This window comes from Nostoc sp. TCL240-02 (genome assembly GCF_013343235.1).
GTDB lineage: Bacteria > Cyanobacteriota > Cyanobacteriia > Cyanobacteriales > Nostocaceae > Nostoc.
In genome coordinates this window covers 3435266-3451608 of sequence record NZ_CP040094.1, presented here as the reverse complement: position 1 = coordinate 3451608, position 16343 = coordinate 3435266, and the positions used below count along the sequence as shown (strand labels likewise).

Here is a 16343-nt window from a genome sequence, read left to right as displayed (position 1 = left end):
TTAAGGGGGTAATTCGACTTGTGTATACACGTTAGCAATTTATCGGGGGTTTAAGGGTATCTAAGACTTTGAGAATACGCCCTAATCCCGATAACTCTAATTTTCTAGCAAAGTTTAAGAATTTTTAGGATCGAACCACTTATCATATAGCGATTGATAAGTGCCATTTTCTTTAAGATTCAACAGAGCCTGATTAATTGGTTTACGGTAGGGACTGTTATTAGGCAGAATAATTCCGTAGCTTTCTTCACGCAAGATACTGCCAACAATCTCTACCTTCCCTTTGCCTTCATTGGCAGCATAAAAGAGGAGTACAGGTGCATCAAACACCACAGCATCAGCTTTTTTTGTTTGCAGAGCATTGTAAGCTTCCTCAATTTTGGGGACTTCTAAAACTGAAATATGATGTTCTTGCAAGTATGTCGCTGCTGTGCTACCCGCAGTTGTAGCCACTACCTTGCCGGGTAAATCGTCTATACTCCTGATATCGCCCTGAAGTTGCTGCACTGTTAATGAAGTAGTCGCACTGGCTGTAAAGTAGGCAACAAAAAGGACTCCGATGAACATCCAGATTATAGCTATTAAACGTCCCAGCACTCCCTTGGGCATTTCATCGGCTTGAGTCGCTAATGTGGCTGCTGCCCACCAACAAGCTTTAAAAATACCAGGAAAGTATGATTCAGAAATCATCCCTTCTTTGTGATTACGCTCGGATAGCCAAATAATGTGGGCTGCTACGACAATTAGCACTAGGGCAATGCCTATTACCTGCAAGAGGCTAGTAGAGAAAAACAATTGCAAAATATTTGGAAAGGCACTGTTTTTACTCTCTAGGTTGCGTACCATAATTTGCAGCCCACCAGCAAAAATGGGTAATGAGAAATCAAAATTTTGCTCGCGTTCGGCTGTAATCGAGATAGCTGCAATTCCCAAGTTGACTTTGTTGTCCTTAATAGCAGAAATCACTTCCGGCACACTGGAATATTCAATAAATTTAGACTCTATACCTATCTGGGTAGCGATGCTGCGCCAGAGGTCGATACTGAATCCCGATAGCTCACCTTTGTTTGATAGCACAAAGGGCGGTATAACTCGTGTAGCTACTAATAACGGTTGTTGGAGTTTTAGGGATTGTTGGGGTTCCGGTTTTTGGGCCAGTCCTGGGGATGCGATTAACAACAATGCCAAAATTGCACTTACTAATCCTATGCAGGTATACAGCGCTATCGAATGCCTAGTTTTGTTTTTGTGGTTATGTCTGTCAAAATAACCTGTCGGGCTTTTTCTTCCAGTTATAAGTTGGCGAAATTTAGTAGCGATCGCATTTATCATCAGAATTATCTTGAGGTTGTATGCAAAGCATATTTATGATGCCCACCCCAGATTAAATATCACATTCATCATCCCTCTAAAAAGAATTTTTTTAGAGGGATGATGAATATGGCTATAGCTAAACTCAAGCCACTTAATGAATCTTGTAATGGCTTACCATTGTCGAGAGTTTCTAGCTGCGCCAACTCATCGATATTCTGCTCATAATTTTTTAGCGCTCAATGGCTTGCAAATACTCCTTGTAGATGATATTGCTAGTAAAAGACCAGAGAAACATAAATGTCTCTCTAGCCTATGGTACGCATAAATCTTATTTAAGGCTTTCAAATAATGCCTGTAATAATACTTAATATATTTATATAACCGTGAAGTTGTTACTTTTGCCGTCTCTGTGTTTCATATTCACAGAATAAGTTTTTTCAACCAGGTTTTGCTTCACCCGATCAGAGTAATTATTGATTACCCAGATGGTTCACCCGATTGGGGGAAGACGATAAGCAACGATCAACTCACATTGATAAGATGAAGAAAAAGTAAATATTTTTGCTATGACTATTTTTGATATTGGTTCTCCCCTAATTACGAGCGCTCAAAAAACCCGCAAAGCCTCAAGTAAACTGGCAATTCTCTCCACTGAGGCAAAAAATCAAGCAATTATTGCGATCGCGAAAGCTTTAGAATCAGCTAGAGATGAAATTTTACAAGCAAATGTTGCTGATTGTGAAGCTGCTACTGCCGAAGGAATTCCGAAACCGCTTTATAAACGCTTGCAGTTGGATGAACATAAATTAAGAGATGCGATCGCTGGAGTCCAAGATGTAGGTAAGCTAGACGATCCAGTTGGTAAAGTCCAGATTCACCGCGAACTTGATACTGGCTTAATTCTCAAACGAATTACTTGTCCTTTAGGTGTTTTAGGGATTATTTTTGAAGCACGTCCAGAGGCGGCGATTCAAATTGCTTCCTTAGCGATCAAATCTGGGAATGGTGTAATTCTCAAATGTGGGAAGGAAGCGGTACGTTCTTGTGAAGCGATAGTTAAAGCAATTAAGCAAGGATTATCACATACTGCTGTTAACCCAGATGCGGTACAACTGCTGACAACTAGAGAAGAAACTCTAGAACTTTTGAAGTTAGATAAATATGTAGATTTAATTATTCCTAGAGGTTCTAATTCCTTTGTCCGGTTTGTTCAAGAAAATACTCGCATTCCTGTATTAGGCCACGCTGATGGTATTTGTCATCTTTATATAGATAAAGCCGCCGATCTTTCAAAAGCAATTCCGATTACAGTAGATGCAAAAGCTCAATATCCTGCTGTTTGTAATGCCATTGAAACTTTGCTAGTTCACCAATCAATTGCTAGCGAATTTTTACCCAAAGTTGCTGAAGCTTTGCAAGAACGCTATGTACAATTGAGAGGTGATAAACGCACTTTGGAAATTTTGCCTAACATTTTAACTGCAACAGAGATAGACTGGGAAACAGAGTACAGCGATTTTATTTTGTCTATTAAGATTGTAGATTCTATAGAAGGTGCGATCGCTCATATTAACGAATACGGTTCTCGTCATACCGATGCCATTATTACTGAAGATTCAACATCTGTTGAAACTTTCTTTGGACTGGTAAATTCAGCCAATATATTCCACAATTGTTCTACCCGCTTTGCTGATGGTTTCCGTTATGGTTTCGGTGCAGAAGTAGGGATTAGTACACAACAAATGCCTCCCCGTGGCCCCGTTGGTTTAGAAGGATTGGTGACATACAAATATCAAATGAGTGGTGATGGTCATATTGTAGCTACTTACACCGGAGCGAATGCTAAAGCTTTTACTCATCAGGATTTTTAGATGAGTTTTTAACTCTGCAATAAGTGCAAAAACAAATCATTTTAAATTATTGTATTTGGCGAGTTTCAAGTACGATTAAAGCCTGCTTTTTGCAAAGAAAGAGGCTTTTTATATAAATAGTTCCACTCACTAATTTTTTATGATTGATTATCGGTAAAAGCACAACAATTGTGTAGCATCAAGTGGATTGTTATACAGACAATCAAAGCGAGTAAAATTGTATTTTTGCGAAATCTCATCAAGAGTTTTCTGAGTTTCAGGAAAATCACTTGAAGAAATATGATTTGCCAACATTAAATACTCTTGGGGAGTAATTAAAGACCAGTCTTTTTGTACGTTATCTAAGTAACATCTCAGATATGTTTCTCGATCTTCTCCTTCTTTACGAACAACATCAATGAGAATAAAAACACCGTTAGATGTGAGGAGATGCTTAAGCTGACCAATAATCGAGTCCTTTTCTTCAAAGCTTAAATGATGGAGAACAAAAGAGCTTAAAATGACATCGAAGCTATTTTGCTGACTTGACATCAATTCAGGAACAAATTGGGAAATATTTCCTTGGGTAAAGGTTGTGTCGCATTGAATCTTTGCCATGTTATCTTTAGCAATCTCTAGCGCAGGTATAGATAAGTCTATCCCTTGGTAGGAAGTAATCGTGCTATTTAACAAAGCTTGGGAAGTAAAGCTAGCATCGCCGCATCCCAATTCAAGCATCTTAAAGGGTTGTTGGAAGTGTCCAAGCAGCAACTCGCGCAGTGTAGAGTAAATTTCACGGTGTCCCATGTAATTGTTATCGAGTATTTTTTGGTAAAGTTTCCACTGCTCGTTAAAAAACTCTTGAGGCGGGAAAAGTTCTTCTTCGCTACTTTTAGAAAGCTTTATATCTAACATATTACTTATTTCCTTAGCATTTATAGTTGATAGGGTTCCGTAAAAAACCACAATATTTTCATATTATCCACTAAGTTGCTGTCTAGTACACTGTTGCTCATAGCATTTTATAGGTAAACGACTGAAGAACCTTAATTTTAAACTAATGCTTTGAGTAAAGCCTGAAGCTTAAGTTGCACCTCTGCAAACTCTTTGTCAGGATCGGAGCCAGCAACGATACCAGCACCAGCATACAATCTCGCGCGATCGCCATCAATCAATGCTGACCGAATTCCCACAATAAACTCGCAGTTACCCTGAGAATCTATCCAACCCAGAGGTGCAGCATACAAACCCCTTTCAAAACTTTCATAATGACGAATTTCGGCACAAGCAACATCTCGTGCTGCACCTGCAACGGCTGGTGTAGGATGCAATTGTCCGACAATTTTTAATGGGTGGATATTCGCTGGAACTACAGCACTTATTGGTGTCCATAAATGCTGGATGTTCGATAATTGTCGCAGCCGTGGTGCTAATATTTGTGGTGACAAACCTAGTTGACGTAGGCGTTGGGTGATAAAATCAAGTACTAGCGAATGTTCGTGCTTTTCTTTTTCACTATTTAGTAAGCGATTGGCATTAGCTGCATCTTCAGCAGGGGTTTTACCTCGTGGTGCAGAACCAGCTAAAGCATCAGTGATTAACTGTTGATTATTAATACTAATTAATCTTTCTGGACTTGCACCAATAAAATTTTGTCCTTTACCATTACTTGTAGAAAAAATATAACAATTGGGATGATTTTGTCTAAGATTATTTAATGATTTAACTAGGCTAAAGTGGTTGCTTGACTTTACATCTAATATATCTGCTAATACAATTTTGCTTAAATGACTAGACCGAATTTTTTCTAAAGCAGATACTACTGAACGTTTAAATTGAGTAGCATTAGTGACAGATTTTTTATATAAGGCTGCTGGGAAGCAATCAATATTAGCAGAGTAATATTCTAAAGATTGGATAAATTCAATTTTATTTTGCAGATTCTCCAACAACCTTTGAATATTTGCATTTTCATTAATAATTATATTTGTTACTAATATACAACGCTGATTTTTAACAGCTACTTGCCAACGTGGAAGAAAAATGGTAGCAGATGGAAATGGATAATCTACTTGGGCGTTGTTATCAAAAAAGCTGAAATAAGAAAAAAAGTGAGGCCCAGAAAAAGGTTGATTAGCGTTACCAAAGTTAATTATATTTTTTAGACAAGATTTGATAAAATATTCAGCTTGAGTAAAACGATCTGCACCATCAATCTGTAATTTTGCTACAGAATCAATTGCTGCGATCGCTTCCCCTTTAGCTCTGTCCTCAAAGTAAAAATTTATTTCATTTGCTTGTGTAAGTTGATCCAATACAAGTAAAGGATCAACTAAATCGATCTCTTGAGAGATACTGACAATTTGCTTGCCATTATTTTGGAGGCACTTTTCTTGGACTGATAGCAGAAATTGATATAAATCTTTGCGCTCTACAAACAAGTTGCTACGACATGGTGAAACTGTCATGGATCTATAGTAAATTTTTTTTAAGTTAACTTCCTAAAGTGTAATTAATCGTGGTCGTATTTTTACAGGTAACATATTAAGTTGCCATTTCACCAGCGTAGGATTTGCTTTGTTTATGGTGTTCCTAGACCATGATAAGACAGTTTCAGCCTAAGACTGCAATGTGAGAGTGAGTGTTAACAACACAAGGTTAACAACCCATAGAAAAAGTGACAATTGTTTGTATATCACTCATCTCTAGCGTCTCTTTAAATCATAAAATCTAAAGTGTGAGTAATATTCCGGTAATTTAATTAATCACAACTGATGACTACCAAGCAAATTTTATATCCAAACACGAAGTTATGGATGGCAGCGATTAAACCGCCAATGTACAGCGTTGCCATTATGCCCATTTGGGTAGGAACAGCAATTGCATTTGCCGAAACTAAAATGTTCAATGGTGCAGTATTTTCTACTTTTGTAACTGCGGCAATTTTAATTCTTGCCTGGGAAAATATCAGTAATGATGTCTTTGATTCCGAAACAGGTATCGATCAAAATAAGCACCATTCTCTGGTGAACTTAACTAGCAATAAGCCATTAGTATTTTGGATAGGAAATTTGTGTTTAGGTTTGGGATTGCTGGGCATACTAGCGATCGCCTTTTGGCAACAAGACCTAACTGTTATCGGTATAATACTACTTTGCTGCGGTTTAGGCTATACGTACCAAGGGCCTCCCTTTCGCTTAGGATATCAGGGTTTAGGCGAGATTATTTGCTTTTTTGCCTTTGGTCCCTTAGCAGTGGAAGCAGCATATTATAGCCAAACCCAAACTTGGTCAATGACCAGTTTAGCAGCCTCAGTAATTGTCGGGATTGCCACAACCTTAATTTTGTTTTGCTCACACTTTCACCAAGTTAAGGATGACATAGCCGCAGGGAAGCGATCGCCTATCGTCCGTCTCGGAACCCAAAAAGGGGCCCAAGTCCTAATTTGGTTCACTGCTAGCATTTATCCCCTCACCTTGCTATTTGTGCTATTGGGAATTTCTCCAGTTTGGACGTTACTTAGTTGGGTGAGTTTACCTTTTGCCTTCAAATTATGCCGCCATGTCCAAGAAAATCACAACCAGCCGGAAAAAGTTAGTAACTGTAAATTCATCGCCGTAGCCGTGCATTTCTGGGCTTGCTTGCTGTTCGGCTTGGGATTTATTCTCCAGGGAATTGGGAATTGAGAATTAGTTAGGACTCATTATTTAACAAATGACAAATGACTTACAGGTTTCAATTTCGTCCCTATCGGCGAAGATTTTTGCGATCGCTTACCACTAATCATGGTAAGTGGGATATTCGTGAAGGTATTATTCTCCGTCTCACCGATGAATCAGGTAAACTCGGTTGGGGAGAAATTGCCCCCATTAGCTGGTTTGGTTCCGAAACCCTAGAACAAGCCTTAGATTTTTGTCGCCAACTCCCAGAAGAAATCACAGACGAGATAATTTTCTCTATTCCAGATAAGTTACCTGCTTGTCAATTTGGCTTTGAGTCAGCGTGGGAGCAGGGGAGCAAGGGAGCAGAGGAGAAGAATTTAAATTTATCCTCTGCGCTCTCCTTCTCCTATAGCGGCTTATTACCATCTGGGGAAGCGGCTTTAAATCAATGGGAAACTCTATGGCAGCAGGGATATCGCACGTTTAAGTGGAAAATTGGTGTGGATGCGATCGCTGATGAACTAAAAATTTTTGAGTCACTGATACACACCTTACCAGCCTTTACCAAACTGCGATTAGATGCCAACGGTGGACTCACCTATGAAGAAGCTAACTTATGGCTGCGGACTTGCGACAATCTCAAGGTAAATGGAACAGTATCCATAGAAATCGAATTTATCGAACAACCGTTACCCGTTGAGCAATTTCAGGGGATGTTGGAATTGAGTAGGAGTTATGAAACTGCGATCGCTTTAGATGAATCTGTCGCCACACTTGGGCAACTCGCCACTTGTTATCAACAAGGTTGGCGAGGGATTTTTGTCATCAAGCCTGGGATAGCGGGATCGCCATCTCATTTGAGAAAGTTTTGCCACCAGCATCAAATTGATACTGTATTTTCATCAGTATTTGAAACTGCGATCGCTAGACTTGCAGCACTCAAACTAGCGGCAGAATTATCCCGAAACAATAGGGCAATTGGTTTTGGCATCGACCATTTTTTTGAACAAGAAGAAACGTGGTTTCAAACTTTATGGAACGACCTTTAGACTGCCTTAATAATCTGACTCAGGATGATTGGCTTATTGGTTATAACAGCCATAAATTTAATCAAATAGCTCAAGAATTATATTTAGAACTAACACAATTATCAGCATTTGGAACACCAATAAAAATTATCTTAGCCGAACGCGAGCCAGTGCGGTTTTTAGCAAGTTTTATTGCCGCTAGTGCAGCGAATTGTCTAGTTTTTCTTTGTAACCCCGACTGGGGAACACAAGAATGGCAACAAGTCTTTGATCTAGTACAACCAGATATTATTTTGGGAATGGAGAATAGAAAATGGGGAATAGGAAATGAAAATAATTCCCCATGCCCAATGCCCAATGCACCATGCCCAACGATTATGATTCCAACAGGTGGTTCATCAGGGCAGATTAAATTTGCTATTCATACTTGGGAAACTCTCACAGCGTCTGTACAAGGATTTAGCGAATATTTTCAACTAAAGCAAGTCAATTCTTTTTGCGTTTTACCGCTATATCACGTTAGCGGTTTAATGCAATTTATGCGCTCTTTTACCACCGGAGGTAAACTAGCTATTCAACCATTTAAAGCCGTAGAATCTAGTCAAAGATTAAATATTAAACAATCAGAATTTTTCATATCTTTAGTACCAACACAGTTACAACGCCTCCTACAAAATCCAGAATTAACTGAATGGCTATTCCAATTTAATACTGTACTTTTGGGAGGTGCGCCAGCATGGAACGAACTACTAGAAAAAGCCAGATTTCATCGCATCCGATTAGCACCTACTTATGGCATGACAGAAACTGCCTCTCAAATTGCCACTCTTAAACCAGATGATTTTCTCGATGGTAAAATTAGCAGTGGTCAAATTCTTCCCCATGCCAAAGTAACTATTTGCAATCAGCAAGGCGAAATTTTAAATTCTAATCAAATAGGAAATATCACAATTCATGCTCAATCTTTATCTCTTGGTTACTATCCAATAACCAGAGAAAATAAAACTGATTTTCAAGTAGATGATTTAGGCTTTTTAGACGATCAAGGTCATTTAAATATTGTCGGGCGTAATAGCGACAAAATTATTACAGGTGGCGAAAATATTTACCCAGCAGAGATTGAATCAGCTATACAATCAACTCAAATGGTTGCCGATATTTGTGTCATTGGCATTCCAGATAAAGACTGGGGACAAGCCTTAACAGCGATTTACATTCCCAAAAAATCAAATACTTCCGTCTTAAAAATCCAAACCCTACTCAAACACAAACTCAGCAAATTTAAAATCCCTAAATATTGGATTCCCCAGCAAAATTTACCCCGCAACTCTCAAGGTAAAATTAACCGTCAACAGTTACAGCAAATCGCCACAGAATTCCTCCAAAATTCCATTACATAATCTCTCTCGACCTTCTTCTCTCTGCGTCCTCTGCATCTCTGCGGTTCCTCTCCAACCACTGAACTATCTCATCAGGTAATTCCTGCTTATTTCTACTACTCACATCAATACAAACATGACGAGTAATAGCCTTAGCAACTATCACTTCACCCACAGCAATTTCGTAAGTAATTTCAAACTTCTCAACACCTATTTTTTGTGGAATTAAGCTAATCAGCAACTTATTCCCAACAAACATAGGGCGCAAAAAATCCACACTAGTATGAACAATGGGAAACCCCACAGAGGGATTAGTAAAAAAATCTTTGAGATTAATACTTGATGCTTCTAAAGATTCTTCATAAGCTTCATGGCAAATACCCAAAACGTTAGCAAAATAAACTACTCCAGCAGCATCAGTATCTTGAAAGCGAACAGTGCGGTTATAAGTAAAAGGCATTTTTGACAATTGAATATTAAAAAACAGCAGGTTTATCCCCTGCTTTACAAACTAATTTTATTGCAACTAATTAAGTCGGTGATAAAAATTTAATTTCCCCAATTCTGAGCTTGTATCGATTTGTTTAGCCTCATTCAATGCTTTGGGGTTAAATATATGGTGAAGAAAAGCGATCGCTTCTACATTGACTCCAACGGCGGAACCTCAAAGTCATTAAACGAGGAAACATTGTAAGACGAACCAGCTAAAGCCTTTACCAGCTTGCCGTCGAGAGTTAGCAAAGTTGCATCTAGCTGCTGGGAAAGTGCGACATAAGAGCCATCGTAGGCGGAGATTCCATAGTTTAATGCGATCGTAACTGCATCCGCCATCAAATCAGCCGTAGAGACAACACGCAAAGGAAAAGCTTTGAGGGTCGCTAAATCTGTCTGAACCTCAGCAGCAGTGTACATCCTTGCACGGACGTACTTCAATAAGGCGTTGGCACACTCAATGTAAAAGAGGTCTGGAACAAATATTTCCGTCTGTGGATTGGCAAAATGGTCGAAAAGCTGATTAACTTTGGCAGTTAGTGGATCAGCAATAAAATACTTGATACACACACTGGTATCTAACACGCATCTTAGAGGGGTAGTCATCTGTCGCGGTCTTCTCGAATCAGTTGAGTACTATCAGGTAATCCGAAGTCTGCTGGATTCACACGGCGACGCTGGCGACTTTCTTCCAGGACTTTAAGTACATTCTGGCGTTTCTGGTCTTCTATTTGCTGTGCTTCAGTCTTTAAAGCTTGTTCTAACAGAGTTATGACTTGGGCGTTAATTGAACGGTGTTCAGATGCCGCTAACTCTTGCAGCTTGGCATATAAATCATCGGGTAAATTTCTTACATAAAGGGTAGCCATCGCTTTACCTCAGAGTAGGATTTCTCTTTATGCTAGCACGATGCAAGCATTGAGACAGGAGCGATCGCACTTTGTTTGTGAATGCGATCGCTCTATTATCTCTACTACCCACTGTTTCTTAATCCTTCTCTTCTGATTCCTCTGGCAAAGGTTTTAGTGATGTTTTTCGTAAAACCCAATCAAGATAAAGTACAAGAATCTGCATTTTCAGAGAGTTGTTGGCACTTTTGATATTGGCATCACTCAGCACCCATTTACAAAATTTTTCCAGCAGTATTCCAATAACAACTTCAACAGACTTATTTACAACCAAAGGGATTAGTGTTTCTAGCATTGCGATCGCCTCAGTAACTTGACTGAGTTCAATGTCGCAATTTTCTTTTGTAGTTATTTATCTGACTTACCTTGACTTAGCCTGACTTACACTGAATTAACTCCACATTTTGATAAAAACTTTGGCTACACTGGCTTATAAGTAATAGTGGGAGTGGTCAATGTCTATACCAGAGGACTTTCTTAAGCAACTGGAGCAATACAGTGAGTTGTCGCACCGAGAGAAAGAAGTCTTTGTGGAAATATTCGGTCGTAGTAAGAATCGAGTCAACGTAGCTCAAGAATTAAACATTTCCGAAAGTAACCTCGGCACTTGTCTTACAGGCATTTACAAAAAATTTTGCATCACTGGTAATGGCCCTGTTAAAGAAAGTCGCTTACGGGAGTATCTGAGCAAAAGATACTCACAGCAAAAACCCTCTGGCGATTTAACTAAAGATGACATATATGATTCTATTGATACTTTAGTGCAAGAAATCCGCAAACAAATCAAACTCTACATCAAAGAAAAGTGCGGAACCATGCGGGTATTAGATATGCCTAAGCCGATTAAGTTAACAGGAAAACAAGGTATTTACACGAATGTCAATATTCTAGAGGAAATAACAGGACGAACACGACTTAAAGTTGCAGAACTAATACAAAACTGTGACCATGATAACTTTGAGCGGATTGGACTTAGCAGAGTAAAACAGAAACGAGTCTTAGGACTAGACGTTGTACAGCTTTATAGTAAGCTGATGGTTTTAGGCAAACCAGGAGCAGGAAAAACCACTTTTTTAAAATATCTAGCAATGCAATGTATTGAAGGGAGATTTCAAGCAAACAGATTTCCCTTGTTTATCACCTTAAAAGATTTTGCAGAAGCACCTAAACAACCAGATATTTTTCAATTTATTGCTGAACAATTATTAAGCTGTGGTGTAACTTATGCCAGCCTGACAGTAGAGGAACTATTGAGACAGGGGAAGGCATTGGTATTGCTGGATGGCTTAGATGAAGTGCGAGAAGAAGACACTAAGCGTGTCTTACGACAAATTCGGGAATTTTCCGACCTGTTTCATACAAATCAGTTGGTCATTACCTGTCGTATTGCTGCCAAAGAATACACCTTTGAAAATTTCACAGAAGTAGAGATGGCAGATTTTGAAGAAAAACAAATAACCATTTTTGCTCAAAACTGGTTCCAGTTAACTGATCCAGTTAAAGGTAAAAGATTTATTCAAAAACTGAAGGAGAATAAACCAATCCAAGAACTAGCAAGTAGTCCTTTACTGTTAACATTACTGTGTTTGGTATTTGGAAATAGTGGAGATTTCCCAGCAAACCGTTCTGAACTTTATCAAGAAGGATTAGATGTATTGCTGAAAAAATGGGATGCCAAACGCAATATTGAGAGAGAGCAGGTCTATAAAAATCTATCTTCGCAGCGTAAGGAAGACTTGCTGAGTCAAATAGGCTTAACTACCTTTGAGCAGAAAGACTATTTCTTTAAGCAGAAAACTGCTGAAGCATACATTGCTGATTTTATTCGTAACTTACGCAATTCTGACACAGATCTAGAAGTATTGAAACTCGATAGTGAAGCCGTTTTAAAGTCTATTGAAGCACAGCATGGGCTACTAACAGAACGAGCTAAGGGCATCTATTCTTTTTCTCACTTAACGTTTCATGAGTATTTTACAGCAAGAGAAATTGTTGCTAATTCTACTTATAAAAATTTGATTAAGCATATTAATGAAAAACGCTGGCAGGAGGTTTTTTTGCTCACAGCAGAGATGATGAGGAAGGCAGATGATTTGGTGTGGATGATGAAGATAAAAGTTGATGGATTATTGACACAAGATGAGAAATTGCAGCGATTTATGGAATGGGTAAATGACAAGGCAAGTTCGGTTGAAACTACTTATAAATCGGCAGCAGTTCGAGTTTCATACTTTGTATTTACCGATGAAATTATGTATGAATATATGTTTGAGAATAATGACGCTCAATCTAGATTCTTCTCTACTTTAGCTTTAGAAATTGATCAAAACTTAATTCAAAAATATCAAGTTAATGAACTCGTTATTGATATTCTTATATCCATCTTAATTGATGGTATAATGCCAGAAATGTTGAATGCTGATACAAAACTTTACATTATTAGTTACACTAAGTCTCAAAAGCTTAAATTAGTCAGCAAAACATCATCTCCTCAAACCAATGAACATAGCTGATTTTCTGACACATACAAGATTGAAGATAGCGGAATTTATCTAATAGTGTATGTCCCCATTGTTCGGGAATAGATAAAAGCTGTAAAATCAGATAGGCTATCAAGCTCACGTAAATTTGTATGGTAATACCATTGACGTTTTTGGTAATGAGTTTGTCAAGTTTTAAGTGCATCTTTAAAAACTTCCACAACAATTCAACTCCCCAACGTAATCGATAAATATCCCTAATTTCATCATCATGAACAGCTGCATCTCCCGACTCTGGTAAATTAGTCACTAAGCGAAACTCGGTTTTTGTCTCTAAATCACAGAAATTAATTACTCTATAAGCTTGAGCATCATCAGATGCACCAACTTTGACCAATCCATTTGAGCCATCAAATTCTAGTTTCCAATTGTTTTTTATCCGCAAAACAAAATATTTGTTTTCTTGTACTAATTCTTGGATAAATTTTAATCCAGCAAAACCCCTATCCATTACTCCAACAGCATTTATTGGGAGACTAGACATCATTTTGGAACCAAATTTATAATCATGGTCATGTCCAAAATTGATGAAGTTATCTTCTGGGCTTCCTGTGGAGAGATTTAAGGAACTAAACAGCTTGACTTGATGATGACCTAGTACCCATAACAATTTACTTGTGAGAGTAATAATTGTTGAATCTATTGGACAAATTGCATATTTATTGTGTAACTTTTTTTGAACTTTCTTCTGTACTAATTCATTTAATTTTTGGTAAATCTCTTGAAAAGGTTTTTGGCTTCGATGTAAATTTGCTTTAGAGAAAGTAGAAATATCTACCTCAAAACAATTGTTATTTAATCTGTTAAACAAATCTCGCATACTTGTTAAGCTGTTATCCAGGGCATAGGATAGCCAGCACTCAAAAAACAGACGACTGTTCAATACTGGATAATCGTTTTTTGGCAGGCTTTTCAGTATATCTTTGACAATTTTGGGAAATGAATTTATAATCACAATCAAACTAATATATTTTAAGCCTTAGCCCAAAACTACCATATTTTGGGCTATTTTTATCGGATTTTTCTTAACATTCAACACTTCTGGTATAATGCATGTTGATTTTTGTCACAGAATTTTATATTTTCTTATTGAAAATACATCAAATTTAGAGTTTCATGAACAGATTATAGAGATTCAAAACGGACTACCTAGTTTAAGTCAAGATGAAGAATTTATTTCAGAATGGGTAGTTACCGATAGATATATTTGGCTTGAAAAACTTCGTTCTCTAATGATAAAAAATCGGAATATTGGACATAAATGGCAATTTAATAATGTACAAAAGGAATTATTAAGACAGTATTATGATGCAAATAAGCTATTGGTAGATTGCCTGAATAGTGATTGTTCTATTAGCCCAGAAGTTAGGCATGAAATTGAAGATACCTTGTTTTTACCAATTAAAAGTTAATAATTTAGGAAAAGCTGAGAAAATGCCAAACAAAAAGGAGAAAAACAGTGTAGTAATTTATTTTAATTTTTAATGTTTACTAATGAAAAAAGATTTATGCGATCGCACTTTTACATTTTCAGTTCGCATAGTCAAACTGTGCCAGTTTTTAGATGATAAACCAGGAGTAGCGCGAACCCTTGCTCAATAGTTGTTAAGGTCAGGAACATCGATTGGAGCTAATGTAGAAGAAGCACAAGCTGCTCAAAGCAAAGCTGATTTTATCAGCAAGCTCATGATTGCACTAAAAGAATCCCGTGAAACTCGGTATTGGTTAAGGTTGCTCATTGCTACCGAAATAGTACCTCAATCAAAAATTAGTCAACTCCAAACCGAAGCTGAAGAACTAACAAAAATTCTTGGTGCCATAATTATCTCCACCAAAAGCCCCACCTAACCTCTTCAATTTTTAATTTTTAATTTTCAATTTTTAATTCCTAAACGGAGAGGGGGAGATTCGAACTCCCGGAGGTTTTAGCCTCATCCGATTTCAAGTCGGACGCAATCGACCACTCTGCCACCTCTCCAGTAAATCTGTCAAACTTGTGTTTATCCTTGTTTCAGACGCTATTCAGGCGCTTTTGTTGGTTAGCACTAAACTTGACAGATCATACTATACCCTATTATCTACGCAGATTGCACTACTGGATGCGAATGTCTACGACACAATACGCGATCGCTCGTACAAAATTTCCCCCTTAGCCACCTGAAAGTCATTCCCCACCCAAACTAGGGAAACTTGCGAAACCACACCCGCCTCTAAGGAGACAATAGAAAAATTACGCAACTTCTCGCTGTCATTTTCCACAATCCTGGGGACACTAGCCGCATTTAAGTAAATTGTTCCCTCTGGACTTCTAAAGATGGGCTTGCGCTGCACCTTCTTGGTATGGCGTAAATCTCGGTGCATGTGACCAAATGTCACCAGGGGAATGGTTTTACCAGCAGTCAAGGCTTGAGAAATCGCCTCGCCCAAATCTGGATCGCCAAAATCGCCACCAATTGGGTGCCAGTCTTTTCCGCAGGGGTCTTCGGGGCGATCGCCTAACCCACTAGGCCCATTGTGACCCAAAAATATAATTGTCTCGTAAGCGGCGCTTTTAACAGCTTTCACGATGCGATCGGCGGATTCTTCTAAACTCGTCACACCGTAACGTTCTTTACAGATTTCCGCGAATTTCCACTCTGGGCCACCCCAAGTAAAGGGACGACCCCCCACTACAGTTAAATTCCAAGCGGGAAAATCCAGCTTACCGTAACCAACATGGGACGAACCTAATAAATCGAGTTGTTCCTGTACCCAGTCTTCCTTAGAGCGGTCATAAGGAGCCTTTTTGCGTCCCCATTCGGTGGCGGTATACCAGGCATCGTGGTTGCCCATCACGGCTGCTTTGGGAATATCGAGAGAAGCGATCGCTCTGACCACTTCCACCGATTCATTGCCAAAATCCCCGACAAACAGCACTAAGTCAACACCCAAATGCTTGAGTGCAACGCCATCTTCCACTTCCCATTGGTCGTGAATATCTCCAACTACAGCAATTTTGAGGTTTATCGATTGAGTTTTCTGACTGGTCATGCCACTTTCCTTGCCGTCTATCTCCAGGATATGAAACTCAGCCCGATTTGGACACAACCCCAAAATATCAACCGTCCACTATTTTTGGTAAAAACTACTATAATTGAATCCACAGGACATACATTTGCAACATAAAGCAC

The 16343-nt window shown here is 38.5% G+C and carries 17 protein-coding genes and 1 tRNA gene; 8 read left to right on the top strand and 10 right to left on the bottom strand.

The window, feature by feature from the left end; translation table 11 throughout:
- Positions 1–114 precede the first annotated feature (114 nt).
- The gene (locus tag FBB35_RS14755) at positions 115–1332 is read right to left on the bottom strand and encodes a transporter substrate-binding domain-containing protein (RefSeq protein ID WP_174710256.1); all 1218 of its coding nucleotides are present in this window, start codon (positions 1330–1332) and stop codon (positions 115–117) included.
- A 548-nt stretch (positions 1333–1880) separates the two neighbouring features.
- On the opposite strand from FBB35_RS14755, the gene FBB35_RS14750 reads away from it, so the two are divergent.
- Positions 1881–3185, top strand: coding sequence for a glutamate-5-semialdehyde dehydrogenase (locus FBB35_RS14750; RefSeq protein WP_174710255.1), 1305 nt, complete (start codon positions 1881–1883; stop codon positions 3183–3185).
- 147 nt (positions 3186–3332) lie between these two features.
- On the opposite strand, the gene FBB35_RS14745 is transcribed toward FBB35_RS14750, so the two are convergent.
- Positions 3333–4079, bottom strand: coding sequence for a class I SAM-dependent methyltransferase (locus FBB35_RS14745; RefSeq protein WP_174710254.1), 747 nt, complete (start codon positions 4077–4079; stop codon positions 3333–3335).
- A 137-nt stretch (positions 4080–4216) separates the two neighbouring features.
- Positions 4217–5632 carry an isochorismate synthase MenF gene (locus FBB35_RS14740; RefSeq protein ID WP_174710252.1) on the bottom strand — a complete coding sequence of 472 codons (1416 nt, stop codon included), beginning with the start codon at positions 5630–5632 and terminating at the stop codon, positions 4217–4219.
- Positions 5633–5938: 306 nt separating this feature from the next.
- Between FBB35_RS14740 and menA the strand changes: the two genes are divergently transcribed.
- Genes menA through FBB35_RS14725 form a run of 3 tightly spaced genes read left to right on the top strand, consistent with a single transcriptional unit; the run spans position 5939 to position 9254 of the window.
- Entirely contained in the window at positions 5939–6850 is a 912-nt protein-coding gene (gene menA / locus FBB35_RS14735) for a 2-carboxy-1,4-naphthoquinone phytyltransferase (protein WP_174710250.1), read from the top strand.
- A 35-nt stretch (positions 6851–6885) separates the two neighbouring features.
- The gene (locus FBB35_RS14730) at positions 6886–7875 is read left to right on the top strand and encodes an o-succinylbenzoate synthase (RefSeq protein ID WP_174710249.1); all 990 of its coding nucleotides are present in this window, start codon (positions 6886–6888) and stop codon (positions 7873–7875) included.
- Positions 7860–9254 (top strand): 2-succinylbenzoate--CoA ligase, encoded by a 1395-nt coding sequence (locus tag FBB35_RS14725; RefSeq protein ID WP_174710247.1) that lies wholly within the window; start codon positions 7860–7862, stop codon positions 9252–9254. The genes FBB35_RS14730 and FBB35_RS14725 overlap by 16 nt, the downstream gene beginning before the upstream one ends.
- Here the strand turns inward: FBB35_RS14725 and FBB35_RS14720 are convergent.
- From FBB35_RS14720 to FBB35_RS14705, 4 genes are all read right to left on the bottom strand, one after another.
- Positions 9247–9693: a thioesterase family protein gene (locus FBB35_RS14720; protein WP_174710245.1), complete on the bottom strand. Its 447-nt coding sequence runs from the start codon at positions 9691–9693 to the stop codon at positions 9247–9249. The genes FBB35_RS14725 and FBB35_RS14720 overlap by 8 nt on opposite strands.
- A 179-nt stretch (positions 9694–9872) precedes the next feature.
- On the bottom strand, positions 9873–10331 hold the full coding sequence (locus FBB35_RS14715) for a type II toxin-antitoxin system VapC family toxin (RefSeq protein ID WP_174710244.1): 459 nt from the start codon (positions 10329–10331) through the stop codon (positions 9873–9875).
- Complete coding sequence (locus FBB35_RS14710; protein ID WP_174710242.1) at positions 10328–10594, bottom strand: Arc family DNA-binding protein; 267 nt, start codon at positions 10592–10594, stop codon at positions 10328–10330. Before FBB35_RS14710 ends, FBB35_RS14715 begins: the two co-directional genes overlap by 4 nt.
- A gap of 118 nt (positions 10595–10712) precedes the next feature.
- A complete protein-coding gene (locus FBB35_RS14705; protein WP_174710241.1) occupies positions 10713–10928 on the bottom strand; it encodes a hypothetical protein in 216 nt (71 codons plus the stop codon).
- 160 nt (positions 10929–11088) lie between these two features.
- On the opposite strand from FBB35_RS14705, the gene FBB35_RS14700 reads away from it, so the two are divergent.
- Complete coding sequence (locus tag FBB35_RS14700; protein WP_174710239.1) at positions 11089–13146, top strand: NACHT domain-containing NTPase; 2058 nt, start codon at positions 11089–11091, stop codon at positions 13144–13146.
- Here the strand turns inward: FBB35_RS14700 and FBB35_RS14695 are convergent.
- On the bottom strand, positions 13106–14128 hold the full coding sequence (locus FBB35_RS14695; RefSeq protein ID WP_174708137.1) for an IS4 family transposase: 1023 nt from the start codon (positions 14126–14128) through the stop codon (positions 13106–13108). The genes FBB35_RS14700 and FBB35_RS14695 overlap by 41 nt on opposite strands.
- Before the next feature lie 94 nt (positions 14129–14222).
- Between FBB35_RS14695 and FBB35_RS14690 the strand changes: the two genes are divergently transcribed.
- Both FBB35_RS14690 and FBB35_RS14685 read left to right on the top strand, forming a co-directional pair.
- Positions 14223–14585: a hypothetical protein gene (locus FBB35_RS14690; RefSeq protein WP_174710238.1), complete on the top strand. Its 363-nt coding sequence runs from the start codon at positions 14223–14225 to the stop codon at positions 14583–14585.
- A gap of 190 nt (positions 14586–14775) precedes the next feature.
- Positions 14776–15021, top strand: coding sequence for a four helix bundle protein (locus tag FBB35_RS14685; protein WP_254625948.1), 246 nt, complete (start codon positions 14776–14778; stop codon positions 15019–15021).
- 45 nt (positions 15022–15066) lie between these two features.
- On the opposite strand, the gene FBB35_RS14680 is transcribed toward FBB35_RS14685, so the two are convergent.
- A tRNA-Ser gene (locus FBB35_RS14680) sits at positions 15067–15151 on the bottom strand.
- A 131-nt stretch (positions 15152–15282) separates the two neighbouring features.
- Positions 15283–16203 carry a TIGR04168 family protein gene (locus FBB35_RS14675; protein WP_174710237.1) on the bottom strand — a complete coding sequence of 307 codons (921 nt, stop codon included), beginning with the start codon at positions 16201–16203 and terminating at the stop codon, positions 15283–15285.
- Between FBB35_RS14675 and FBB35_RS14670 the strand changes: the two genes are divergently transcribed.
- Positions 16183–16338 carry a hypothetical protein gene (locus tag FBB35_RS14670; protein ID WP_163937771.1) on the top strand — a complete coding sequence of 52 codons (156 nt, stop codon included), beginning with the start codon at positions 16183–16185 and terminating at the stop codon, positions 16336–16338. The genes FBB35_RS14675 and FBB35_RS14670 overlap by 21 nt on opposite strands.
- Positions 16339–16343 lie beyond the last annotated feature (5 nt).

Coding starts and splice junctions, on each gene's coding strand:
- FBB35_RS14755 (WP_174710256.1), bottom strand. CDS start 1,332: ATGATAAATGCGATCGCTACTAAATTTCGCCAACTTATAACTGGAAGA.
- FBB35_RS14750 (WP_174710255.1), top strand. CDS start 1,881: ATGACTATTTTTGATATTGGTTCTCCCCTAATTACGAGCGCTCAAAAA.
- FBB35_RS14745 (WP_174710254.1), bottom strand. CDS start 4,079: ATGTTAGATATAAAGCTTTCTAAAAGTAGCGAAGAAGAACTTTTCCCG.
- FBB35_RS14740 (WP_174710252.1), bottom strand. CDS start 5,632: ATGACAGTTTCACCATGTCGTAGCAACTTGTTTGTAGAGCGCAAAGAT.
- menA (WP_174710250.1), top strand. CDS start 5,939: ATGACTACCAAGCAAATTTTATATCCAAACACGAAGTTATGGATGGCA.
- FBB35_RS14730 (WP_174710249.1), top strand. CDS start 6,886: ATGACTTACAGGTTTCAATTTCGTCCCTATCGGCGAAGATTTTTGCGA.
- FBB35_RS14725 (WP_174710247.1), top strand. CDS start 7,860: ATGGAACGACCTTTAGACTGCCTTAATAATCTGACTCAGGATGATTGG.
- FBB35_RS14720 (WP_174710245.1), bottom strand. CDS start 9,693: ATGCCTTTTACTTATAACCGCACTGTTCGCTTTCAAGATACTGATGCT.
- FBB35_RS14715 (WP_174710244.1), bottom strand. CDS start 10,331: ATGACTACCCCTCTAAGATGCGTGTTAGATACCAGTGTGTGTATCAAG.
- FBB35_RS14710 (WP_174710242.1), bottom strand. CDS start 10,594: ATGGCTACCCTTTATGTAAGAAATTTACCCGATGATTTATATGCCAAG.
- FBB35_RS14705 (WP_174710241.1), bottom strand. CDS start 10,928: ATGCTAGAAACACTAATCCCTTTGGTTGTAAATAAGTCTGTTGAAGTT.
- FBB35_RS14700 (WP_174710239.1), top strand. CDS start 11,089: ATGTCTATACCAGAGGACTTTCTTAAGCAACTGGAGCAATACAGTGAG.
- FBB35_RS14690 (WP_174710238.1), top strand. CDS start 14,223: ATGCATGTTGATTTTTGTCACAGAATTTTATATTTTCTTATTGAAAAT.
- FBB35_RS14675 (WP_174710237.1), bottom strand. CDS start 16,203: ATGACCAGTCAGAAAACTCAATCGATAAACCTCAAAATTGCTGTAGTT.